The sequence below is a fragment of the Alcanivorax sp. UBA3183 genome (assembly GCF_002364155.1).
GTDB lineage: Bacteria > Pseudomonadota > Gammaproteobacteria > Pseudomonadales > Alcanivoracaceae > Alcanivorax > Alcanivorax jadensis.
Window position 1 is genome coordinate 58,048 of the sequence record NZ_DEXN01000016.1, and the last position, 21,138, is coordinate 79,185.

The 21,138-nt window shown below is 60.0% G+C and carries 23 protein-coding genes; 14 read left to right on the plus strand and 9 right to left on the minus strand.

The features are described 5' to 3' along the window. Positions 1–78 precede the first annotated feature (78 nt). Positions 79–1,224 carry a TRAP transporter substrate-binding protein gene (locus tag B3Q33_RS07160; RefSeq protein ID WP_273009165.1) on the plus strand — a complete coding sequence of 382 codons (1,146 nt, stop codon included), beginning with the start codon at positions 79–81 and terminating at the stop codon, positions 1,222–1,224. Positions 1,225–1,484: 260 nt separating this feature from the next. Here the strand turns inward: B3Q33_RS07160 and B3Q33_RS07165 are convergent, their stop codons facing one another. The 3 genes from B3Q33_RS07165 to B3Q33_RS07175 all read right to left on the minus strand — a co-directional run bounded on the left by B3Q33_RS07165 (position 1,485) and on the right by B3Q33_RS07175 (position 3,863). After that, positions 1,485–1,880 carry an acyl-CoA thioesterase gene (locus B3Q33_RS07165; protein WP_035249705.1) on the minus strand — a complete coding sequence of 132 codons (396 nt, stop codon included), beginning with the start codon at positions 1,878–1,880 and terminating at the stop codon, positions 1,485–1,487. Between the two features lie 67 nt (positions 1,881–1,947). Then, on the minus strand, positions 1,948–3,318 hold the full coding sequence (locus tag B3Q33_RS07170; protein ID WP_272962794.1) for a TRAP transporter large permease: 1,371 nt from the start codon (positions 3,316–3,318) through the stop codon (positions 1,948–1,950). Beyond that, a complete protein-coding gene (locus B3Q33_RS07175) occupies positions 3,318–3,863 on the minus strand; it encodes a TRAP transporter small permease subunit (protein WP_272962788.1) in 546 nt (181 codons plus the stop codon). The genes B3Q33_RS07170 and B3Q33_RS07175 overlap by 1 nt, the downstream gene beginning before the upstream one ends. 301 nt (positions 3,864–4,164) lie before the next feature. Between B3Q33_RS07175 and B3Q33_RS07180 the strand changes: the two genes are divergently transcribed. The 9 genes from B3Q33_RS07180 to arsH all read left to right on the plus strand — a co-directional run bounded on the left by B3Q33_RS07180 (position 4,165) and on the right by arsH (position 12,698). Further along, on the plus strand, positions 4,165–5,211 hold the full coding sequence (locus B3Q33_RS07180; protein ID WP_273009180.1) for a substrate-binding domain-containing protein: 1,047 nt from the start codon (positions 4,165–4,167) through the stop codon (positions 5,209–5,211). Positions 5,212–5,348: 137 nt separating this feature from the next. After that, positions 5,349–6,737, plus strand: coding sequence for a phosphate ABC transporter permease subunit PstC (gene pstC, locus B3Q33_RS07185; RefSeq protein ID WP_273009163.1), 1,389 nt, complete (start codon positions 5,349–5,351; stop codon positions 6,735–6,737). 15 nt (positions 6,738–6,752) lie between these two features. Continuing rightward, positions 6,753–8,021: a phosphate ABC transporter permease PstA gene (pstA, locus tag B3Q33_RS07190; RefSeq protein WP_272962785.1), complete on the plus strand. Its 1,269-nt coding sequence runs from the start codon at positions 6,753–6,755 to the stop codon at positions 8,019–8,021. 25 nt (positions 8,022–8,046) lie between these two features. Beyond that, the gene (gene pstB, locus B3Q33_RS07195; RefSeq protein ID WP_273009161.1) at positions 8,047–8,940 is read left to right on the plus strand and encodes a phosphate ABC transporter ATP-binding protein PstB; all 894 of its coding nucleotides are present in this window, start codon (positions 8,047–8,049) and stop codon (positions 8,938–8,940) included. A gap of 21 nt (positions 8,941–8,961) precedes the next feature. After that, positions 8,962–9,678 (plus strand): phosphate signaling complex protein PhoU, encoded by a 717-nt coding sequence (gene phoU / locus B3Q33_RS07200; protein ID WP_035249717.1) that lies wholly within the window; start codon positions 8,962–8,964, stop codon positions 9,676–9,678. A gap of 348 nt (positions 9,679–10,026) precedes the next feature. Continuing rightward, positions 10,027–10,347 carry a metalloregulator ArsR/SmtB family transcription factor gene (locus tag B3Q33_RS07205; protein WP_273009159.1) on the plus strand — a complete coding sequence of 107 codons (321 nt, stop codon included), beginning with the start codon at positions 10,027–10,029 and terminating at the stop codon, positions 10,345–10,347. A gap of 1 nt (position 10,348) precedes the next feature. Further along, the gene (locus tag B3Q33_RS07210; protein ID WP_273009157.1) at positions 10,349–10,846 is read left to right on the plus strand and encodes an arsenate reductase ArsC; all 498 of its coding nucleotides are present in this window, start codon (positions 10,349–10,351) and stop codon (positions 10,844–10,846) included. Continuing rightward, positions 10,846–11,874, plus strand: coding sequence for an ACR3 family arsenite efflux transporter (gene arsB / locus B3Q33_RS07215; RefSeq protein WP_035249723.1), 1,029 nt, complete (start codon positions 10,846–10,848; stop codon positions 11,872–11,874). Before B3Q33_RS07210 ends, arsB begins: the two co-directional genes overlap by 1 nt. Before the next feature lie 113 nt (positions 11,875–11,987). Then, a complete protein-coding gene (arsH, locus tag B3Q33_RS07220) occupies positions 11,988–12,698 on the plus strand; it encodes an arsenical resistance protein ArsH (protein WP_035249726.1) in 711 nt (236 codons plus the stop codon). Positions 12,699–12,844: 146 nt separating this feature from the next. Here arsH and B3Q33_RS07225 read toward each other — a convergent pair whose 3' ends face one another. The 3 genes from B3Q33_RS07225 to B3Q33_RS07235 form a co-directional block, all read right to left on the minus strand. Beyond that, a complete protein-coding gene (locus tag B3Q33_RS07225; RefSeq protein WP_272962783.1) occupies positions 12,845–13,765 on the minus strand; it encodes a glutathione S-transferase family protein in 921 nt (306 codons plus the stop codon). A 69-nt stretch (positions 13,766–13,834) separates the two neighbouring features. Next, positions 13,835–14,389, minus strand: coding sequence for a YaeQ family protein (locus tag B3Q33_RS07230; protein WP_272962782.1), 555 nt, complete (start codon positions 14,387–14,389; stop codon positions 13,835–13,837). A gap of 94 nt (positions 14,390–14,483) precedes the next feature. Then, positions 14,484–15,035 (minus strand): TMEM165/GDT1 family protein, encoded by a 552-nt coding sequence (locus B3Q33_RS07235; RefSeq protein WP_035249732.1) that lies wholly within the window; start codon positions 15,033–15,035, stop codon positions 14,484–14,486. Between the two features lie 347 nt (positions 15,036–15,382). Here B3Q33_RS07235 and B3Q33_RS07240 point away from each other — a divergent pair, with 347 nt between their 5' ends. After that, positions 15,383–15,592 (plus strand): SlyX family protein, encoded by a 210-nt coding sequence (locus B3Q33_RS07240; RefSeq protein ID WP_035249734.1) that lies wholly within the window; start codon positions 15,383–15,385, stop codon positions 15,590–15,592. Positions 15,593–15,747: 155 nt separating this feature from the next. On the opposite strand, the gene B3Q33_RS07245 is transcribed toward B3Q33_RS07240, so the two are convergent. The 3 genes from B3Q33_RS07245 to B3Q33_RS07255 form a co-directional block, all read right to left on the minus strand. Beyond that, the gene (locus tag B3Q33_RS07245) at positions 15,748–16,173 is read right to left on the minus strand and encodes a TM2 domain-containing protein (RefSeq protein WP_035249736.1); all 426 of its coding nucleotides are present in this window, start codon (positions 16,171–16,173) and stop codon (positions 15,748–15,750) included. A 202-nt stretch (positions 16,174–16,375) separates the two neighbouring features. Further along, entirely contained in the window at positions 16,376–17,497 is a 1,122-nt protein-coding gene (locus B3Q33_RS07250; protein ID WP_035249738.1) for a PilT/PilU family type 4a pilus ATPase, read from the minus strand. Positions 17,498–17,512: 15 nt separating this feature from the next. Beyond that, on the minus strand, positions 17,513–18,547 hold the full coding sequence (locus B3Q33_RS07255) for a type IV pilus twitching motility protein PilT (RefSeq protein ID WP_272962781.1): 1,035 nt from the start codon (positions 18,545–18,547) through the stop codon (positions 17,513–17,515). Between the two features lie 136 nt (positions 18,548–18,683). Here B3Q33_RS07255 and B3Q33_RS07260 point away from each other — a divergent pair, with 136 nt between their 5' ends. From B3Q33_RS07260 to B3Q33_RS07270, 3 genes are all read left to right on the plus strand, one after another. Beyond that, complete coding sequence (locus B3Q33_RS07260; RefSeq protein ID WP_272962780.1) at positions 18,684–19,367, plus strand: YggS family pyridoxal phosphate-dependent enzyme; 684 nt, start codon at positions 18,684–18,686, stop codon at positions 19,365–19,367. 73 nt (positions 19,368–19,440) lie between these two features. Continuing rightward, positions 19,441–20,250 carry a pyrroline-5-carboxylate reductase gene (gene proC / locus B3Q33_RS07265; protein ID WP_272962779.1) on the plus strand — a complete coding sequence of 270 codons (810 nt, stop codon included), beginning with the start codon at positions 19,441–19,443 and terminating at the stop codon, positions 20,248–20,250. A 296-nt stretch (positions 20,251–20,546) separates the two neighbouring features. Further along, complete coding sequence (locus B3Q33_RS07270) at positions 20,547–21,095, plus strand: YggT family protein (RefSeq protein WP_035249750.1); 549 nt, start codon at positions 20,547–20,549, stop codon at positions 21,093–21,095. Positions 21,096–21,138 lie beyond the last annotated feature (43 nt).

Consider the following 21,138-nt stretch of genomic DNA (forward strand, 5'->3'; position numbering starts at 1 on the left):
CGTCCTGCCTCAGGCATTCGGCGAGAAAAATAACCCGAAAGCGGCAGTGTGCTGCCGCCCTTTATCGGAGGAACTACCTTGGATCGTCGTAAATTTGTTTCCGCCCTGGGTCTGGGGCTGGGTGGCCTGGCGCTGGCCGGCTGCGAACAGAAAGATTGCCCGCCCGTGGACGGTCAGGCTGCCGCCGGCACGCAGCCGGAAAAGAAAAAGCCCGAACAGCAGACCTACGAATGGAAAATGGTCACCACTTGGCCGAAGAACTATCCCGGCCTGGGGGCTGGCGCCAACCGCTTTGCCAAGCGGGTGGAAGAGATGTCTGCCGGGCGTATCAAGATCAAGGTCTATGGCGCCAAGGAACTGGTGCCGGCCTTTGAAGTGTTCGATGCGGTGCGCCAGGGCAGCGCCGAGATGGGTCATGGGGCCGCCTACTACTGGAAAGGCAAGCACCCGGCCACGCCGTTCTTTACCGCCGTCCCCTTCGGGCTTACGGCCCAGGAAATGAATGGCTGGTTGCACCATGGTGGCGGTCAGAAACTGTGGGACGATCTCTACGCTCAGTTCAATCTCAAGCCGTTTGCCTGTGGCAACACCGGCACCCAGATGGCGGGTTGGTTCAACAAGGAAATCAACAGCGTGGAGGACCTGAAGGGTCTGAAGATGCGTATGCCGGGCCTCGCCGGAGAGGTGCTGGGCAAGGTGGGTGCCACGCCGGTGCAGCTGCCCGGTGCCGAGGTGTTCACCTCCATGCAGACCGGTGCCATTGATGCGGCGGACTGGGTCGGCCCCTACAACGACCTGACCTTTGGCCTGCACCGCGTCGCCGAGTACTACTATTACCCGGGTTGGCAGGAGCCGGGCCCGACTCTGGAACTGACCATCAACAAGACGGTATGGGACAGCTTGCCGGCGGACCTGCAGGCGATCATCCGTTACGCCGCCCAGTCGGAAAACCAGGACATGCTCGACGAGTACACCGCCCAGAACAACGCGGCCCTCCAGGAGCTGGTCAACAAGCACGGGGTGAAACTGCGCCGGTTGCCCGATGATGTCCTCAAGGCACTGAAGGAGGCCAGCGACGAGGTGATCGAAGCGCTTGTGGCCGACAACAGCGAAGCGCGCAAGGTGTACGAGTCCTACCGCAGGTTCCGCGACGAATCCGTGGAGTACATGGCGGTGGCTGAGCAGTCGTATATGAACGTGCGTAGTGAGTTAGCCAAAGGTTGAGCGGAGGCGCCTCAAGAGGCGTATCTACGAAGCCGCTGTAGGAGCACCGCTTGAGGTGCGAACCGCGCTTGCGCGGAAATCGCCCGTAGGGCGATCAGGGATCTCAGTGCCCAACAGACCTTTCCGGAAAGAATAGCGCCAACCTCAATCCTCAGGCCTCGCTACGCTCGGTTCGCACCTCAAGCGGTGCTCCTACAGAAAACCGAACCCCAACCGTAGGAGCGCCGCCGGCGGCGCGATAACCAAACGGCAGGCTTCGGTCAGTCCCTCGGCACCGCCCGGGTCCGCCCGGTGTCATCAATGGCCACGAAGGTGAAGTGCCCTTCGGTCACCTTGGACAGGGTGCCGGTGTCTTCGCGGATCCACACTTCCACCAGAATCTGCATGGAGCTGCGGCCCACATCCTGCAACTGGGTGTAGCAGCTGACTACAGCGCCCACCGGCACCGGGCGCAGGAAGGCCATGGAATCAATCGCCACGGTGGCCACCCGGCCACGGGCTTTCTTGCGGGCGGTGACAGCACCGGCCAGATCCATCTGCGATACCAGCCAGCCACCAAAGATATCGCCATTCCAGTTGGCGCTTTGCGGCATGGCAATGGTCTGAATGGCCAGGGTGCCGATGGGCTGGGGCATGTCGTCGGTGTTATCGGTCATGTTTGTTATCCGTAATATTTTGAGCCGGTTTAGATTGCAGTCTATACACTGCCGCGCCGCAGTTCATTTACCCGTAAAGTTGATCGGGGAGCCAGGTGGCCAGTTCCGGGAACAGCGCCAGTATACCCAGCATCAGTAGCTGGATAATGATAAAAGGTATCACGCCCTGGTAAATCTGCGTGGTTTTTACCTCTGGCGGCGCCACCCCGCGCAAGTAAAACAGGGCAAACCCGAAGGGTGGGGTCAGAAAACTGGTTTGCAAGTTCAGGGCGATCATTACCCCCAGCCAGATCGGGTCCAGACCCATGGCTAGCAGTACCGGGCCGACGATGGGCACGACGACAAAGGTAATCTCGATAAAGTCGAGGATAAAGCCGAGCAGGAAGATCAGCAGCATCACCAGCAGGGTGGCGCCGATCACCCCGCCGGGCAGGCTTTCGAACAGGGCATGGACCGCTTCCTCGCCACCGAAACCGCGAAACACCAGGGAAAACAGGCTGGCGCCAATCAGGATCATGAACACCATGGCGGTGACCCGGCTGGTGGCGCGCACCACCTGGCCGAGAATTTGCCCGTTCAGGTGCCGGTTGCCGGCAGCCAGCAGCAGCGAGCCGAAGGCGCCCACGCCGGCGGCTTCGGTAGGGGTGGCCTTGCCGGTGAGAATGGAGCCCAGTACCGCCGCAATCAGCAGCAGCGGCGGAATCAGGCCGCCCAGAAGGGGGCGCCAGCCGCGCGGCTCGCCATCATCGGTCTTGAATGCGGGCGCCCACTCCGGTTTCAGCAGGCTGATGGCCACCACATACAAGAGATACAACCCAACCAGAATCAGGCCGGGAATCAGCGCGCCGACAAACAGATCGCCTACCGACACCGTATCCAGTGACCACAACCCCTGCTTGAGCTGGGCTTCCTGATAGGCGTTGGCCAGCACATCGCCCAGCAGCACCAAGGCAATGGAGGGGGGGATGATCTGCCCCAGGGTGCCGGTGGCACAGATCAGCCCGGTGGAAAGCTGCGGCTGATAACCCTGGCGCAGCATGGTGGGCAGCGACAGCAGGCCCATGGTCACCACGGTGGCACCGACGATGCCGGTGCTGGCGGCCAGTAGCGCCCCCACCAGAATGATAGCCACACCCATCCCGCCGGGCAGGCCGCCGAACAGCTGGCCCATGCTGGCCAGCAGCTTTTCCGCCACCCGCGATTTCTCCAGCATGACCCCCATGAACACGAACAGGGGCACCGCCATCAGGGTCGTGTTGTCGATGATGCCGAACAGCCGGTTGGGCACAAAGGTCAGATCCGCCGGACTGAACGTGCCGGTCACCATGCCGGCGACGGCGAACAGCAGGGCGGTACCGCCCAGTACAAAGGCCACCGGGTAACCGCTGAGCAGCACCAGGCACACCACCACAAACATGATCAGGGGAACCCATTCCATCACAGGCCCTCCCCGGGGTGGTCCTGGGGAGCGGGCGGCGCCGCCCCCAGCAAGGTCAGGCCGTGGCGCAACAGCTCCGCCAGGGCCTGCACGGTGAGCAGGGCGGGCAGGATCAGCAGCAGGGATTTCAGTAGATAGACAAAGGGCAGGCCTCCATTGGCGGAGGCTTCCTGCTCGCGCCAGCTACTGACCACATAGTCCAGCGATAGCCAGAAAATGGCCGCACACACCGGCAGCAGCAGAAACAGGGTGCCCAGCAGATTGACCCAGGCCCGGCCCCGGGGGCTGAAACGCTGGTAGAGCACATCCACGCGCACGTGCTCGTCCTCGGCCAGGGTATAGGCAATTGCCAGCATAAAGAGGCTGCCGTGCAGATAGGTGAGGGATTCCTGCAAGGCGATATTGCCGATGCCGAAGCCGTAACGCAGCACCACTACCAATACTGTGCCCAGCACCAGCAGCAGGGCCAGCCAGGCGGTGCTGCGGCCCACCAGGGTGGTAAAACCGGTCAGACGTTGCTGCCAGCGTAATAGTTGTTGTGTCATAAAAACCTGTGCCCCGGGAGACTGGCCCCGGTGCCGTCTGTGGTACGGACGCATCCCGCGAAACCCCGCATTATACGGGGGCTGCCGGTTAGGGCCAGTGTATCGGACGGGATTGCGGGCAAAACTGACAGATCACAGGGGCGCAATGATCCTGTAATGTTGCTGTCACAAACCCTCTCTAGCATGCGCGGTGTTGAAACATGAACTGGTTTGCAAAGATTGCAAGAACAAAACCGGGGTGGGGTCAAACCTGACAAGCGCCGGTGCCATGTAACTAGGAGGCTTAACCGTGAACTTCAAGATGAAAGCAACTCTGGCAGGTGCCGCCGCTGCACTGGCCATGGCCAGCGTACCGGGTACTGCCATGGCCCGCGATACTATCTCCATCGTGGGTTCCTCCACGGTCTATCCGTTCGCCACCGTGGTGGCTGAGCGTTTCGGTCGTACCGGCAACTCCACCCCGAAAATCGAATCCACCGGTTCTGGCGGCGGCATGAAGCTGTTCTGTCAGGGTGTGGGTACCCAGCATCCGGACATCACCAATGCGTCCCGTCGCATGAAGAAATCCGAGTTCGAGCTGTGCCAGAGCAACGGTGTGAAGGACATCACCGAAGTGAAGGTTGGCTATGACGGCATCGTGATTGCCAACTCCGTGAAGGGCGAGCACATCGACCTGTCCCTGCGTGACATCTTCCTGGCTCTGGCCAAGGATGTGCCGAACCCGGATGGCAGCGAAGAGCTGGTAGCCAACCCCTACAAGACCTGGAAAGAGGTGAACCCGGCCCTGCCCAACACCGAAATCGAAGTACTGGGCCCGCCGCCGACTTCCGGCACCCGTGATGCCTTCAACGAACTGGCCATCGAGGGCGGCTGCAAGACCTTCCCCTGGCTGAAGGCCATCAAGAGCGAAGACAAGTCCAAGTACAAGGCGATCTGCCGCAGCGTTCGTGAAGACGGCGCTTATGTGGAAGCCGGTGAAAACGACAACCTGATCGTGCAGAAACTGGAAAAGAACCCGGCCGCCTACGGTGTGTTCGGTTACTCCTTCCTGGATCAGAACCGCGGTGTGGTACAGGCTGCCAACGTGGATGGTGTTGAGCCGACCTTCGAAGCCATCGGTTCCGGCGACTACCCGGTATCCCGCTCCCTGTTCTTCTACGTGAAGAAAGCCCACGTGGGTGTGGTACCTGGTATCGAAGGCTACGTGAAAGAGTTCACCAGCGAGAAAGCCTGGGGCGACCAGGGTTACCTGGGCGAGAAAGGCCTGATCCCGCTGGGTGATGATCTGCGCAAGAGCATGGCCAAGCAGGCCCGCAGCCTGAAGTCCATGACTGGCGAAGAGTTGTAAGGGAAATAACAAGAAGCATGGATGCTTTCGGCCCGGTGGCGTTTGCCACCGGGCTTTTTCGCCCCTGAAAAACCTGTGTTTGTTCCACCAAGATCATTGCGGTGACCTTGTTTGAGCAAATCCGATCGGAGTGATACATGCAAACCGGAAACCTGCTGTTGCTGCTGGTGGTGATGGTGGCTGGCGCCTACTTTGTGGGGCTTCGTCGCTCCTATGCGCTGGCCCGTCCTCTTGGGGGGATTCGCCACCTTCACTCGCTGCCATTTTACTTTGCCATGCGTTCGGCCATGTGGTGTGCGATTCCCGCACTGGTGGTGCTGGGCCTGTGGCTGGCGTTTGACGACAGCATTATCCGCCAGCAGGTGCTTGCCGGCTTGCCGGCGGAGCTACAGCCGACGGATGCGTCCAGCTATAACCTTACGCTCAGCAAGATCCAGAACGTGGCCAGCGGCGCTCTCCCGGTCGGTTTTGTAGAGCCCCCCATTGCGGCGGCTGCAGAGAACCTGCAGGCCCTGCGCCAGACCAGCGCCATGGCCCTGACCGTGGTCATTATCGTGCTGTGCATGTTCGGCGGCGCCTGGGCCTGGTTGAAAGTGTCGCCGCAGTTGCGCGCTCGCCAGCAGGTGGAGCGGGTACTGCAGACCCTCTTCATGCTGTGCGCCACGGTGGCGATCCTCACCACTGTGGGCATTGTGTTGTCGGTACTGTTCGAATCCATCCGCTTCTTCGGCAAGGTGCCGGTGACTGATTTCCTGTTCGGGTTGCAGTGGAGCCCCCAGACCGCTCTGAGGGCTGACCAGGTGGCTTCCGGTGGTGCCTTTGGTGCTGTGCCATTGTTCATGGGCACCATGCTGATTTCTGCCATTGCTCTGGTGGTAGCGGTGCCGGTGGGACTGATGTCTGCCATCTATTTGGCAGAATATGCCAGCAACCGGGTCCGTACCGTGGCCAAGCCGGCACTGGAAGTGCTGGCCGGGGTTCCCACCGTGGTTTACGGCTTCTTTGCCGCTCTTACGGTGGCGCCGTTTATTCGTGGCATGGGGGAATCCATTGGCCTGGATGTGGCGTCGGAATCCGCCCTGGCTGCTGGTTTGGTGATGGGTATCATGATTATCCCCTTCGTCTCTTCCCTGGCGGATGACGTCATTACTGCGGTGCCCCAGGCCATGCGTGATGGTTCTCTCGGGCTGGGCGCCACCAAGAGCGAGACCATCAAGAAGGTGATCTTCCCGGCGGCCCTGCCGGGCATCATGGGCGGCATCTTGCTGGCTGCGTCCCGTGCCATCGGCGAAACCATGATCGTGGTAATGGCCGCTGGTCTGGCGGCCAACCTCACTGCCAATCCGCTGGAAGCAGTGACCACCATTACCGTGCAGATCGTTACGCTGCTGACCGGTGACCAGGAATTCGATAGCGCCAAGACACTGGCTGCCTTCGCCCTGGGGTTGATGCTGTTCATTACTACCCTGGTCATGAATATCTTCGCGCTGCATATCGTGAAGAAATACCGCGAGCAGTACGACTAGGAGCCGGAGAGAGACATGAGTGAAACCACGGAAAAAGTCCGCAAGACGCTGGCCCGACGCTACCGGTCAGAGAAACGTTTCAAGGCCTTTGGCATCGGCGCTATCGGCATTGGCCTGATGGCGCTGGTGTTGCTGTTTACCGATATTATTGGCAAGGGCCATAGCGCGTTCTTCGAGCATGAAATCCAGTTGCCGATCACCTTTGATGCCGAGGTACTGGATGTCAGTGACCCGCGCGATGAAGAGCAATTGAACTACGGCAATTATCAGGGCGTGATTCGCAACGCCCTGGCAGAACGCTTCCCGACCGTGGAAGGTCGCCAGGACACCCGTGCCCTCAACCAGCTGGTCAGCACCGGCGCCGGTTATGCCCTGCGCGACATGCTGCGTGAGGAGCCTGCCCTGCTCGGACAAACCCGCACCCTGTGGTTGCTGGCCGATGATGATGTGGACCTGTTTCTCAAGGCCAACGAAAAGCAGCGCGAAGACAGTCGCCTGAACGCCAAACAGCAGGAATGGGTGGCCGAGCTGGAAGCGTCCGGCGAAACCCACATGGTGTTCAACCGTTCCCTGTTCAGCTACGGCGATTCCCGCGAGCCGGAGCAGGCGGGTATTCTTGGCGCCATTCTCGGTTCCCTGTTCACCATGATCGTGACCCTGGTGCTGAGCTTCCCGGTGGGGGTGGCCGCGGCGATTTATCTGGAAGAATTCGCACCGAAAAACAAGTTCACCGACTTTATTGAGGTGAATATCAACAACCTGGCAGCGGTGCCATCAATCATCTTTGGTCTGCTGGGTCTGGCGGTGATTATCGGCCTGTTTGGTCTGCCCCGTTCGGTGCCGCTGGTAGGCGGTATCGTGCTGACGCTGATGACGTTGCCGACCATCATTATTTCCAGCCGCGCTGCCATTAAGGCGGTCCCGCCCAGCATTCGCCAGGCGGCCATGGGTCTGGGGGCATCGAAGATGCAGGTGGTGCTGCACCATGTGCTGCCGCTGGCGCTGCCCGGCATGCTCACCGGCGCCATTATCGGCATGGCACAGGCTCTGGGTGAAACCGCACCGCTGCTGATGATCGGCATGGTGGCCTTTATCGTCGATCTGCCTGCTGGTCCGTTGGATGCTGCCACGGTGCTGCCGGTACAGATCTACCTGTGGGCGGACAGCCCGGAGCAATCTTTCGAAGCGTTGGCGTCCGCCGCGATCATGGTGCTGCTGGCGTTCCTGATCACCATGAACACCCTGGCGGTGGTACTGCGCAAGCGTCTTGAGCGGCGCTGGTAACGGACCGGTAACGAGGATTTGAGTGATGGAAACCGCACAGCAACTGGACAAACCGTCTCTGGGCAACAATGATGCGGCCAAAGACAAGGCCATTAACGAGCGTGACGCAATGACACAAGACAGCCCCTATCCCGATCAGACCGTGGGTCAGCCCTTTGTGGACAACCCGAAAATGCGCCTGCGTGATGTGGATGTGTTCTACGCCGATAATCAGGCTATCCATGGCGTCAGCCTGGATATCGGCAAGAACGAAGTGGTCTCGCTGATTGGTCCGTCCGGTTGCGGCAAGTCCACCTTCCTGCGCTGCCTGAACCGCATGAACGACACCATTGATATCTGTCGGGTGAAGGGCGATCTGCATCTGGAAGGGCAGGATCTTTACGACCCGAAACTGGATGTGGTGGAGCTGCGTGCCCGGGTGGGCATGGTGTTCCAGAAGCCCAACCCGTTCCCCAAGTCCATCTACGATAACGTGGCCTATGGGCCGCGTATCCATGGTCTGGCCAACAAGAAATACGATCTGGATGAGATCGTGGAAAACAGCCTGCGCAAGGCCGGCCTGTGGGACGAGGTGAAAGATCGCCTGCATGCGTCCGGTACCGGCCTGTCCGGTGGTCAGCAGCAGCGTCTGTGTATTGCCCGGACCATCGCGGTGAGCCCGGAAGTGGTGCTGATGGATGAGCCATGCTCGGCGCTGGACCCGATTGCCACCGCCAAGATCGAGGAGCTGATCAGCGAGCTGAGCGAATCCTACACTATCGCCATCGTCACCCACTCCATGCAACAGGCCGCGCGGGTATCCCATCGCACCGCCTACTTCCACCTGGGTCGCCTGGTGGAAATGAATGACACCGAGACCGTGTTCACCAAACCGGAACACGATCTGACGGAAGCCTATATCACCGGGCGCTTCGGCTAAGCGCCGCTCGGAGGAATACAGATCATGGATCGCATGCATTTTGGTGAGCACAGCTCAACCCAGTTCAATGAGGCGCTGGAATCCATCCGCAACAACCTGATGGAGATGGGCGGCCTGGTGGAAAAGCAGGTAGTGGATGCCTTGCAGGCGCTGCTGCATGCGGATTCCGACCTGGCCCAGAAGGTGCTGGAGACGGAAGACAAGGTCGACAAGCTGGAAATGCTGATCGACGAGGAATGCACCCGGGTATTGGCCCTGCGCCAGCCTGCGGCCTCCGACCTGCGTCTGATCATTGCCGTCACCAAGGCGGTGTCCGATCTGGAACGGATCGGTGACGAATCCGCCAAGATCGCCCGCATGGGCCAGCAGCTTGCGGAAGAGGGCGAGTCCCCACGTGGCTACGTGGAAGTGCGGCACATTGGCAACCACGTGCGCAACATGCTGCGCGATACCCTGGACGCGTTCGCCCGTTTCGATGCCAAGAAAGCCCTGGCAGTCGCCGCTGAAGACAACGAAGTGGACATGGAATACCGCAGCGCCATGCGTTCGCTGGTGACCTTCATGATGGAAGATCCGCGCTCTATTACCCGGATCCTCAACATCATCTGGTCCCTGCGCGCCCTGGAGCGCATCGGTGACCACGCCCGCAACATCGGCGAGCAGGTCATCTACCTGGTGGAAGGCAAGGACGTACGCCACATCACCGTGGACGAGATCGAAGCCAAGCTGAAGAAATAAGCAGCTGCGAGCTACGAGCAAAACCTGCTACGAAGCCGCTGTAGGAGCGTCGCTTGAGACGCGAACCGAGCCTTCGCGAGAAATGAGCTTCAATCTAGCCATAACCTTTATATGGATGGGGCCTGTGGAGCTCTACAGCCCTGATCGTCCTGCGGGCGATTTCCTCGCTGCGCGAGGTTCGCGTCTCAAGCGACGCTCCTACGGCCCTTTCCAAGGCCGTGCCTGATCATCGGGCGCGGCCTTTTTCATCTCCGCCATCGTCACAAAACCTTCCCGCATTGAGCCTTGCATCTTGCAACGTGCGTCTTTAATATCCGTATTTCCGAATATACGAATACAGGGCCGTCCATGCTCACTCCCACCCAGCTGTGCAAATGCCTCGGCGATGACCTTCGCCTGAGTCTGGTCTGTCTGTTGCACGGTCAGGGTGAGGTCTGTGTGTGCGACTTGGTGGATGCGGTCAGTGCGCCGCAGTCCACCGTGTCCCGGCACCTGGCTCAGTTGCGCCAGTGTGAGCTGGTGGTGGCGCGGCGGCAGGGCACCTGGATGCATTACCGCATCAACCCGGATCTGCCTGCCTGGGCCCAACAGACGCTGGCAAGTCTGGTATCACCGGCCTGCGAGGCCCTGTCTCTGAATCTTCCTGTCCCTGCCTGCTGCGAGAACTGATATGCAACTGCAACCCATGACGATTCTGGTGCTGTGCACCGGCAACTCCTGTCGTTCCATTATTGGCGAAGCGTTGATCAATGCCCTGGGCGAAGACCGTTTTCGGGGGCTCAGCGCCGGCAGTCATCCCACTGGTCAGGTGAATCCCGGGGCGCTGGCGGTACTGGCCCGCCATGGCATTACCCCGGCCAACCCGGCCTCCAAGTCCATGGACGATCTGGCCGATGAAAATATCGATCTGATCATTACCGTCTGCGACAGCGCTGCCGGAGAAGCCTGCCCGGTGTGGCTGGGGGATGTGCCCAAACTGCATTGGGGTCTGCCGGACCCGGCTCATGCGCAAGGCACGGACGAGGAGATTGCTGCGGCCTTTGAGGCTACCTACCAGCAACTGGAAAGTCGTCTGCAGGCACTGTTCGACGTTTCGCTGGATGACCTCAACGGCAAAGGCCTGGTGGCCTGCGGTGAGCAGATCCATCGGGACATGGAGGACCACTGATGCCGTTTTTCGAACGTTACCTGAGCGTCTGGGTGGGCCTGGCGATTATTGCCGGGGTCGCCCTGGGCTTGGCAGTACCGCCTCTGTTTCAGGCGGTGGCAGCGTTTGAGTACGCCCACGTGAATCTGGCGGTGGCGGTGTTTATCTGGGTGATGGTCTACCCGATGATGATCCAGATTGATTTCACCGCGATCAAGAAAGTAGGACAGAACCCACGGGGGTTGCTGCTCACTCTGGCAATCAACTGGTTGATCAAGCCGTTCACCATGGCGGCGCTTGGCTGGCTGTTTTTCAAGGTATTGTTCGCCGGCTGGGTGGACCCACAGACCGCCACCGAGTACATCGCCGGCATGATCCTGCTGGGCGTGGCTCCCTGTACCGCCATGGTGTTCGTGTGGAGTCACCTGACCAAGGGCGATGCCAACTACACCCTGGTACAGGTGTCGGTGAACGACATCATCATGGTATTCGCCTTTGCCCCCATCGCGGCCCTGTTGCTGGGTGTCAGTGACATCACCGTTCCCTGGGATACGCTGTTGTTGTCCGTGGTGCTCTATGTGGTGCTGCCGCTGATTGCCGGTTTCCTCACCCGCCAGATGCTGGTGGCTAAAGGGGGCGAGGCGAAAGTGGAACGCTTCGTTGCTGCCCTCAAGCCGATCAGTGTGATGGGGCTGCTGGCCACGGTGGTGCTGCTGTTCGGCTTCCAGGCGGAAACCATCCTCGCCAAACCCATGGCCATCGTGCTGATCGCTATCCCGCTGCTGATCCAGACCTACGGCATCTTCGTGATTGCTTACTGGGCGGCCCGTCGCCTGCGGCTGAAACACAACGTGGCCGGCCCCGCCTGCCTGATCGGCACCAGCAACTTCTTCGAGCTGGCGGTGGCCGTGGCCATCAGCCTGTTCGGCCTGCACTCCGGTGCGGCGCTGGCCACCGTAGTGGGCGTTCTGGTGGAAGTGCCGGTGATGCTGACGCTGGTAGCGATTGTGAATCGTACCTCGCACTGGTTCGAAGAAAATCCTGCGTAATCCTGTAGGAGCCCATGCTTGCATGGCGAAAGTCTGTCAGATTCATACCTGCTTTCAGGAAACAGAACCCTTCGCCATGCAAGCATGGGCTCCTACAAAAAATGAGAGCTTCGATGAAAGATCTACCCAACCTCGATAACGATTGCTTCCAGGTCCCCGCTACCGACAGCGTGTTCCGGGATCAGCCGTCTACCCATAAACCGCGCATCCTGTTGTTGTATGGATCGCTGCGTCAGCGTTCCTTCAGCCGTCTGGTGGTGGAGGAAGCGGCTCGCCTGCTGGAAGCCATGGGCGCGGAGCCGAAAGTGTTTCATGCCGATGGCCTGCCGCTGCCGGACAGCGAGGATGCCAGCCATCCCAAGGTGCAGGAGCTGCGCGATCTGGTGACCTGGAGTGAGGGGATGGTGTGGTGTTCGCCGGAACGGCATGGCGCGATGACCGGCATCATGAAAGCTCAGATTGACTGGATTCCATTGTCGCTGGGCGCAGTGCGCCCCACCCAGGGCAAGACCCTGGCAGTGATGCAGGTGTGCGGCGGATCGCAGTCCTTTAATGCGGTGAATCAGCTACGGGTGCTGGGCCGCTGGATGCGCATGCTCACCATCCCCAACCAGTCATCGGTGCCGAAAGCGTTTCTGGAATTCGATGAAAACGATCGCATGAAAGCCTCCGGCTTCTACGACCGTATTGTCGATGTGCTGGAAGAGCTGGTGAAGTTCACCTACCTGACCCGCGACCGCAGTGACTATCTCACCGACCGCTATTCCGAGCGTAAGGAAAGCGCCGAAGAACTGATGAAACGGGTTAATCAGCGCAGCCTGTAAGGGGATGCCGGGCCCGGGACGTTCGCCTTGCAAGCAAAGCTCCCGTTGGAGCTTTGCTCGCAAAGCGAAAGATCAGCCGTTATCACGGCACAGGGGCAAGCCCTTCGCCTTGCAAGCAAGGCCCCAACGCTTGAATCAGTGCTCGGTCAGACCGCGCGGATCACAAACCCCTGACGCGGCAAGTGCACATGCACCCGGCCCACGGCGTCCTCGTCCCGCGCCACGATCCAGCGCTCATCGGTGCTGGCCACCAGGGTGCCTTCCACTGGAATGCGACCGTAGTCGTTGGGGACCACGCTCACGGTCTTGCCGAGCAGTGCCTGGTCCTGGGTGCAATCGGGCAGTGGGCGAGGGGTGGCAGCCCGGGCCTGCTCCAGGGCCTGGTCGGCGCTGATCTGGGTGCTGTTGCCCTGCCCATAGGCCTGCAGACGATCCAGCCAGGCATTCACTTTCGGGTAGCGTTTGAAGCGCGGTTGTTCCGCCAGGTCACGCTGGAACCACAGGCTGTGGTAGGCGGAAAAATCGCCGGCGTTTGGCGTGTCGCCAAACAGGAAAGGGTGTGATTCCAGCTTCCCCTCCAGATCGGTCAGATGGGCTTCCACCATGCGTTTCATCTGCTTTGGGCTGTTGGTTTTTACCTTGGCCTTGCTGCCCATGGCGATGCGGTCCCACAACAGGCGACCCAGATCCAGCAGCGACGACTCCTTGAGCACCTTGCGCAGCAGAGTCATGTTGCCTGCAGAGATGATGCAGGCGAGGAAGATGTCCAGGTCCACCCTGGCGACAAAATCCTGTACGTCGACACCGGCGTTGCTGGCTACCAGCTCCGGCTTGCCGGCCAGTGCGGCAATCTCCGCGCCGATAATACGAGTGTCGCAGAACACATCGGCGCCGCTCTGTGCCACCGGAATTTTCCGGTAGCCGCCTGCCAGTGGCGCCAGCATCGGCCGTGGCGGCATTTCCCGCACGGTGACGGACTGCCAGTCCAGACCGGCATAGCCGAGCATGGCCCGCACCTTTTCGGAAAAGGGGGACAGGGCGTAGTGGTGCAGAATCAGGTCTGACATGGAGTCTCCGTTGTCAAAGAAATGGCGAGGGCACTAGTAACATGAAGGCATTGGGCGCAGCGTGAAGATTTAGTGATGGGGGCTGGCACCAAACCAGGTTGTCAGGCCCATCTCCATGGATTGCTCGGTGCTGCCGAACCAGATTTGTCCATCCTGAATCATGCATTGCAGTTGCATGGTGCGCTGCATGAGTGGCTCCAGAGTTGCTTCGCTGTCCGGATCCACATGAACGATGTGCAGGTTGCTGAAGCGGGTCACCTTGTTCTTCATGCTCTCCCACCATACCTGTGGCGCCCGGGCGCCATAGGTGTAAAGCGTCACGTGTCGGGCCAGGCCGCACGCCTTGCGCAGGCGTTTTTCGTCTGGCATGCCCAGTTCGATCCAGTGTTCCAGAGTGTCGTCCGGATTGCGTTGCCACAGATCCGGCTCGTCGGTGCTGGAAAGGCCACGGGTAAAGGTGAGAGCTTCGTGGGCATTCAACGCAAAGGCCAGCAGTCGCAGCATCATCCGTGATGGGGTTTCCGACGGGTGCAACGCCACGGTCAGGTTGTGGGTGGCGTAGTAGTCCCGGTCCATGTCGGACACAGTCAGTTCGGCTTTGTAGATGGTGGCGGTGAGGGCCATGGGCAGGACTCGCAAACAGGCAGCACGCAACACGCATGCACGCAAAAAGAGGCCAGATTGTATCAGGCTTTATGCGTGTCGCGTGGGGCCTGTTTTACACCAAGGCCCACACCCCGAAGCCTACAAATAGCACGGCACTGATGCGATGGGCCCAGATTTCAAAGCGTTGGCCGCCAAACTGATGTGCCAACCAGATGACCGGCAGGTTGGCGGCGATCATGCCCAGGGTGGAGCCACCCAGCACCGGCCAGAACTGATCCTTGAATTGAACCGCCAGGGCAATGGTGGCGAACTGGGTCTTGTCGCCGATTTCGGCAATGAAGAACAGCACCAGGGCGGTCAGGAAGGGGCCGAAGCGGGGGTTCTCATCCACTTTCTCATCGCCGTCGGGGATCAGCATCCACAGGCCCAGGCCGATAAAGCTGATACCGAGAATCCAGCGCAGCCAGTCTCCGGGAATGGCGCCGGCCAACCAGTCACCAAACCACACCGAGGCGCCATGGTTGAGCAGGGTAGCCACCACCACGCCAGCCAGAATCGGCCAGGGTTTACGGAATTTGAGGATCAGGGCCAGGGACAGTAGTTGGGTCTTGTCGCCGATTTCGCCAAGGGCAACCAGCAGAAAAGAGCTGAACAGGGCTTCCATGAACGTTTCCAGAGGGGCGGGATTGCGACACAGAGACACCACCGGTCAATCCCGCCCCAGCGGAATACCAGCGATGTCTCAGGTCTCGTCAATCCGGAAGGACGCGGACGCGGCCACCATGCGCATGCGGCGCAACTATGTTGATGACCGCCAAGGGGTGAAAACCGAGCGACTACTCCCCCAAGACGGGCAAACCTTAGCGGCATTATTGCGTGCGGGCAAGTACAATGGGGCCAATGTTAATGACACACATTGTAGGAGCTATGCTTGCATGGCGAACCTGCTTGCGGTGATCGCCTTCGGCGGTTCGCCATGCAAGCATGGCTCCTACAGTAAGAGGGTACTTCATGAGCGACGCAGAACGGCTGGTCGATATCGAAACCAAGCTGGCCTACCAGGAAGACCTGGTCCAGCATCTGAACAAGGTGGTCAGTGACCAGCAGGGCAAGATCGACGAGCTGGAAAAGGTGTGCCGCAAACTGGTGGACCGGGTATTGGATTTGTCCGAGGAAATGGCTGCGTCACGCATTGAAGATGCACCGCCGCCGCATTATTGAGTTGCAAGTTTCAAGTGACAAGTTGCAACGCGATAAAGGGTTTTTCTAAGGTAAAAGCAAAGAGGCCGCGCCCAACCTTTGGGCGCGGCCTCGTCAGTTCAAGTTCGCAATAATATTGTCCGCGTTGCAACTTGATACTTGAAACTTGCCGCTCTTCAGGCAGGAACCGGCTCGCCCTGGGCGGTTTCGCCGTTGCGCTCGGAGACCTGGCCGTTCAGGGTGAACAGATCATAGATTACCCCAAAACCCAGCAGGCCCAGCGTCAGCAGGTAAAGTACCCCGGTGCCGATCTTGCCCATGTAGAAGCGGTGGGCGCCGAAGATACCCAGAAACAGCATCAGCACCCAGGCCACGCTGTAATCGGTCTCGCCGGACTTGAACTGATTATTGGCGTCCCGGTTCATGCCCGGAATCAGGAAGGCATCCACGATCCAGCCGATGAAGAAGATCCCGGCGGTAAGCATCCACAGCAGGCCGGTGAGCTGGCGACCATAGTAGAAACGGTGGTAACCGAAGATGCCGCCAAAAAACCACAGCAGATAGCCGATGGGTGTCAGGTGTGTTTCTTTTTGTTGTTGCATGGGTTTCCCCCTCCATTGGTAAAGTAAAAATCGTCCCTGTTATCGCGGGATTGAGTTGCAAGTTGAAAGTTCAAAGTTGCAAAGCGCGGTAACGCTCGTTATCTGCTGTGTTATATCGTGCCCGCGCAATCAGCTTGGGCGCGGTGGGGTAGCTATATGTTAGGCAGTTATCCCATTCGCGCTTTTGAACTTTAAACTGCTCTTATTCTGTGTCCTCGATACTCAATCCCCGCGTGGCGATGTCCAGGCTGGAGGAATCAGTCTCGTTACCCAGCTTGATCATCAGACGCAGGTCATTGGGTGAGTCCGCGTGCAGCATGGCGTCTTCGTAGGTGATTTCACCAACGGAGTAGAGGTCGTAGAGGGCCTGGTCGAAAGTCTGCATGCCCTGTTCCCGGGACTTGCTCATCAGCTGCTTGAGCATGTGCACTTCGCCCTTGCGGATGTGGTCCTGTACCAGCGGCGTGCCCAGCAGCACCTCGATGGCGGCGCGGCGGCCCTTGCCATCCGGGGTGGGGATCAGCTGCTGAGCGACGACGCCTTTCAGGTTCAGGGACAGGTCCATCCACAGCTGGCCGTGACGATCTGCCGGGAAGAAGTGGATGATCCGGTCCAGCGCCTGGTTGGCGTTGTTGGCGTGCAGGGTAGCCAGGCACAGGTGACCGGTTTCCGCGAAGGCAATGGCCTTGTCCATGGTTTCCGGGGTACGGATCTCGCCGATCAGGATCACGTCCGGCGCCTGACGCAGGGTGTTCTTCAGCGCCACATCAAAGGACTCGGTATCAATGCCCACTTCACGCTGGGTAACGATACAACCCTGATGCTGATGGATGAATTCGATGGGGTCCTCAATGGTGATGATGTGGCCCTTCGAGTTCTTGTTGCGATAGCCGATCATGGAGGCCAGCGAGGTGGACTTACCGGTACCGGTGGCGCCCACGAAGATCACCAGGCCGCGCTTGGTCATGGCCAGTTCCTTGATCACTGGCGGCAGACGCAGGTCGTCCACATTGGGGATCTTGGTTTCGATACGACGCAGTACCATGGCCACCAGGTTGCGCTGGTAGAAAGCGGATACCCGGAACCGGCCGATGCCCCGGGCGGAGATGGCGAAGTTGCACTCGTGGTGTGCCACGAATTCCTTGCGCTGCTGTTCGGTCATTACGCCGAACACGATGTCCCGGGTCATGTCCGGGGTCAGCGCGCTCTTGGTCACAGGCAGGATCTTGCCGTTCACCTTCATGCTGGGCGGCACACCGGCAGTAATGAACAGGTCGGAGCCGCCTTTCTGTACCATCAGTTTGAGGAGCTCTTCGAATTCCATCTGTTCTTCTCCTCGTTAGATTGAGTCCGGGCTCTTGGCTTTTTCGCGGGCCACATCGCGGGCCACGAGGCCTTTATTGACCAGACCCTGCAGGCACTGATCCAGGGTCTGCATGCCCAGCGCACCGCCGGTCTGGATGGCCGAGTACATCTGCGCCACCTTGTCTTCGCGGATCAGGTTACGGATCGCCGGTGTGCCCATCATGATTTCGTGGGCGGCCACCCGGCCGCCGCCGTTTTTCTTCAGCAGGGTCTGGGATACCACCGCCTGCAGGGATTCCGACAGCATGGAGCGGATCATGGATTTTTCTTCGGCGGGGAATACATCCACCACCCGGTCAATGGTCTTGGCAGCGGAGGTGGTGTGCAGGGTGCCGAATACCAGGTGACCGGTTTCCGCGGCGGTCAGCGCCAGGCGGATGGTTTCCAGATCCCGCAGCTCGCCCACCAGAATGATATCCGGGTCTTCCCGCAGTGCGGATCGCAGGGCTTCGGAAAAGCCGAGGGTATCGCGGTGGACTTCCCGCTGGTTGACCAGGCATTTTTTCGATTCGTGCACGAATTCGATGGGATCCTCAATGGTGAGGATGTGCTCGTAGCGTGAATCGTTGATGTAGTCGACCATGGCCGCCAGGGTGGTGGACTTACCGGAACCGGTGGGCCCGGTAACCAGCACAATGCCCCGGGGCATGTCGGAGATTTTCTGGAATACCTTGCCCATGCCCAGGTCTTCCATGGTTAGCACTTTCGAGGGAATGGTCCGGAATACGGCGCCGGCACCCCGGTTGTGGTTGAAAGCGTTGACCCGGAAGCGGGCCACGCCGGGCACCTCGAAGGAAAAGTCGGTTTCGAAGAATTCCTCGAAATCCTTGCGCTGCTTGTCGTTCATGATGTCGTAGATCAGCGCGTGGACTTCCTTGTGCTCCATGGCCGGCAGATTGATGCGGCGCACGTCGCCGTCCACACGAATCATCGGTGGCAGACCGGCGGACAGGTGAAGGTCGGAAGCGCCGTTTTTGGCGCTGAAAGCGAGCAGCTCGGTAATATCCATGGGTTTCTACTTGCGTTGTCTGGTATTGAAAGGGAGCCCGAAGCCCCCTTTTGTTATTATGGCGAGCGCCGGAAATTGGCTTTCTCAGAAATTCGTCGCATGCCTAAAGTAACCCGACCTCTTGAGCCGTTCAATAATGACAGACTCCAAAAGCCCACTGATAGAGATCAATGCGCAAATTAGTGCAATTTGTGAGCAATCCGGCCGTGATTCCGGCAGTGTGCAGCTTCTGGCGGTCAGTAAGACCCGTACAGTGGACGAGTTGGCCCGCCTGGCTGACCAGGGGCAGCGGCATTTCGGCGAAAACTACCTGCAGGAAGCCCTGGACAAGATAGCGGCACTGCAAGGCCGCGACCTGGTGTGGCACTTCATCGGGCCCATCCAGTCCAACAAGACCCGCGATATCGCTGCTCACTTTGACTGGGTGCACTCGGTGGACCGTCTGAAAGTGGCTCGCCGCCTCAGTGAGCAGCGCCCGGCAGAGCTGCCCCCGCTGAATGTCTGTATTCAGGTGAACGTGGACGACGAAGACAGCAAGAGCGGTATTGCGCTGGAGGCGGTGCCCGCCCTGGCCGCCGAGATCACCACTCTGCCCAACCTGCGTCTGCGTGGCCTGATGGCCATTCCCCGGGCGGACAGCGGGGACAACAGCCGGGGTGCTTTCCGACAGCTCGCCATGACACTGTCACAATTGCGCAATACAATGCCGTCCCTCGATACGCTCTCCATGGGCATGAGCGCGGATTACGGCGTGGCCATCGAAGAAGGCGCCACCATGGTTCGTGTGGGCACCGCCCTGTTTGGTCCGCGCACCGCCTGACGACAACAGAGCCGCGTCGTCAGCGCCTCGGGGCATCGTACGCGTTACAACACAAGACAAGGATTGCGCAGTTATGGCACAGCAAAGCATCGGATTTATCGGCGCCGGCAACATGGCCACCAGCCTGGCCGGCGGCATGGTGGCGAAAGGAATTCGCCCCGCCCGCATCTGGATGAGCGACCCCTCCCGGGATCGTCTGGAAGAGGTGTCCCAGCTGCACCGTGTGCACGTGAGCACCGAGAACCGTGACGTGGCCGGCCGGGTGGATGTGCTGGTGTTAGCGGTGAAACCACAAATGATGCAGGCCGTGTGTGAAGATCTGCGTGACCTGATTGCCGATCGCCAGCCGCTGGTGATCTCCATCGCCGCCGGTGTCACCGTGGCCAACCTGCGAAGCTGGCTGGGCCAGACCCCGATTGTGCGTTGCATGCCCAACACGCCGTCGCTGGTTCAGGCCGGTGCCACCGGTCTGTATGCCGCTGAGGGCGTGAGCGATGAGCAGAAAGCCATGGCCAAGGAGATCCTCGGCTCCGTGGGGCTGACCTTCTGGTTTGCCGAGGAAAAGGAACTGGATGCGGTCACCGCCGTCTCCGGCTCCGGCCCGGCCTACTTCTTCCTGTTGATGGAATCCCTGATCGAAGCCGCCAAGTCGCAAGGGCTGGACCCGGCCACTGCCCGCCAGATGGTGCTGCAGACGGCCTGGGGCGCGGCGCAACTGGCCATCGCCAGCGAAGCGGGCCCGGATGTGCTGCGCCAGCAGGTCACCAGCCCCGGCGGCACCACCGCTGCCGCGCTGAACGTGTTCGAGGAAGCGGGCTTCCGCGAACAGGTCCAGGCCGCCGTGGCGGCGGCCCGGGAGCGTTCGGAAGAGCTGGCGGGGTAAAGCGTTTTTGTAGGAGCTCCTCTTGAGGGGCGAACCACGCGTCATCGTGGAAATCGCCCGCAGGGCGATCAGGAATATCAGCGCTTGGCGGGTTCCATTGCGAGCCCGCTAAGCTATGCGGCCTAGCTACGTTCGGTTCGCCCCTCAAGAGGAGCTCCTACAGTGCTTCGAAACAGCCCGGGGCAGCATGATCCAGGTTATCGCGCCGCCAGCGACGCTCCTACAAGCAACTGCCCCTTTGAAATTTCCGCCCCTTGCCCCAAACTCTTAGCCTGTTGCGAACCACGGAGTAATCCATGAACCCCCAGGGCGCCCTGTTTTTCCTGCTGGACTTTGTTTTCAGCGCCTACATCTTCATCGTACTGACCCGCTTTGTGCTGCAGCTGGCCCGGGCGGATTTCTATAATCCCATCTCCCAGTTCGTGCTCAAGGCCACCAACCCGCTGCTCAAGCCCCTGCGTCGGATTATTCCCGGCTACGGTGGGCTGGATATTGCCGCGCTGGTACTGGTGGTGGCGTTGATCATCCTCAAGACGGTGATCCTGCTGAGCATCCAGGTGGGAGGCTTCCCCAGCGGTATCGGTGCCGCCCTGGTGCTTCATGCCCTGCGCGAACTGGCCAGCCTGATTCTCAATTATGTGTTCTGGACAGTGCTGATCCGCGTGCTTCTCAGTTGGGTGGCCCCGGACCCCTACAGCCCGGTGGTACGCATCATTGTGCAAGTCACCGAGCCGATCATGGCCCCGGTGCGCAAGTTGCTGCCGCCCATGGGTGGGTTTGATCTCAGCCCGTTGTTTGTACTGTTGGGCATTCAACTGCTGCAGATCCTGTTTCAGCTGCATTGATGGCTGCCGGGCCCTGCTGTTAATGGCTGAATGGCAGGATCAG

Excerpts from the sequence above, each read along its gene's own strand:
- B3Q33_RS07165 (WP_035249705.1), bottom strand. The coding sequence starts at position 1,880 with ATGACCGATAACACCGACGACATGCCCCAGCCCATCGGCACCCTGGCC.
- B3Q33_RS07170 (WP_272962794.1), bottom strand. The coding sequence starts at position 3,318 with ATGGAATGGGTTCCCCTGATCATGTTTGTGGTGGTGTGCCTGGTGCTG.
- B3Q33_RS07175 (WP_272962788.1), bottom strand. The coding sequence starts at position 3,863 with ATGACACAACAACTATTACGCTGGCAGCAACGTCTGACCGGTTTTACC.
- B3Q33_RS07180 (WP_273009180.1), top strand. The coding sequence starts at position 4,165 with ATGAAAGCAACTCTGGCAGGTGCCGCCGCTGCACTGGCCATGGCCAGC.
- pstC (WP_273009163.1), top strand. The coding sequence starts at position 5,349 with ATGCAAACCGGAAACCTGCTGTTGCTGCTGGTGGTGATGGTGGCTGGC.
- pstA (WP_272962785.1), top strand. The coding sequence starts at position 6,753 with ATGAGTGAAACCACGGAAAAAGTCCGCAAGACGCTGGCCCGACGCTAC.
- pstB (WP_273009161.1), top strand. The coding sequence starts at position 8,047 with ATGGAAACCGCACAGCAACTGGACAAACCGTCTCTGGGCAACAATGAT.
- B3Q33_RS07205 (WP_273009159.1), top strand. The coding sequence starts at position 10,027 with ATGCTCACTCCCACCCAGCTGTGCAAATGCCTCGGCGATGACCTTCGC.
- B3Q33_RS07210 (WP_273009157.1), top strand. The coding sequence starts at position 10,349 with ATGCAACTGCAACCCATGACGATTCTGGTGCTGTGCACCGGCAACTCC.
- arsB (WP_035249723.1), top strand. The coding sequence starts at position 10,846 with ATGCCGTTTTTCGAACGTTACCTGAGCGTCTGGGTGGGCCTGGCGATT.
- arsH (WP_035249726.1), top strand. The coding sequence starts at position 11,988 with ATGAAAGATCTACCCAACCTCGATAACGATTGCTTCCAGGTCCCCGCT.
- B3Q33_RS07225 (WP_272962783.1), bottom strand. The coding sequence starts at position 13,765 with ATGTCAGACCTGATTCTGCACCACTACGCCCTGTCCCCCTTTTCCGAA.
- B3Q33_RS07230 (WP_272962782.1), bottom strand. The coding sequence starts at position 14,389 with ATGGCCCTCACCGCCACCATCTACAAAGCCGAACTGACTGTGTCCGAC.
- B3Q33_RS07235 (WP_035249732.1), bottom strand. The coding sequence starts at position 15,035 with ATGGAAGCCCTGTTCAGCTCTTTTCTGCTGGTTGCCCTTGGCGAAATC.
- B3Q33_RS07240 (WP_035249734.1), top strand. The coding sequence starts at position 15,383 with ATGAGCGACGCAGAACGGCTGGTCGATATCGAAACCAAGCTGGCCTAC.
- B3Q33_RS07245 (WP_035249736.1), bottom strand. The coding sequence starts at position 16,173 with ATGCAACAACAAAAAGAAACACACCTGACACCCATCGGCTATCTGCTG.
- B3Q33_RS07250 (WP_035249738.1), bottom strand. The coding sequence starts at position 17,497 with ATGGAATTCGAAGAGCTCCTCAAACTGATGGTACAGAAAGGCGGCTCC.
- B3Q33_RS07255 (WP_272962781.1), bottom strand. The coding sequence starts at position 18,547 with ATGGATATTACCGAGCTGCTCGCTTTCAGCGCCAAAAACGGCGCTTCC.
- B3Q33_RS07260 (WP_272962780.1), top strand. The coding sequence starts at position 18,684 with ATGACAGACTCCAAAAGCCCACTGATAGAGATCAATGCGCAAATTAGT.
- proC (WP_272962779.1), top strand. The coding sequence starts at position 19,441 with ATGGCACAGCAAAGCATCGGATTTATCGGCGCCGGCAACATGGCCACC.
- B3Q33_RS07270 (WP_035249750.1), top strand. The coding sequence starts at position 20,547 with ATGAACCCCCAGGGCGCCCTGTTTTTCCTGCTGGACTTTGTTTTCAGC.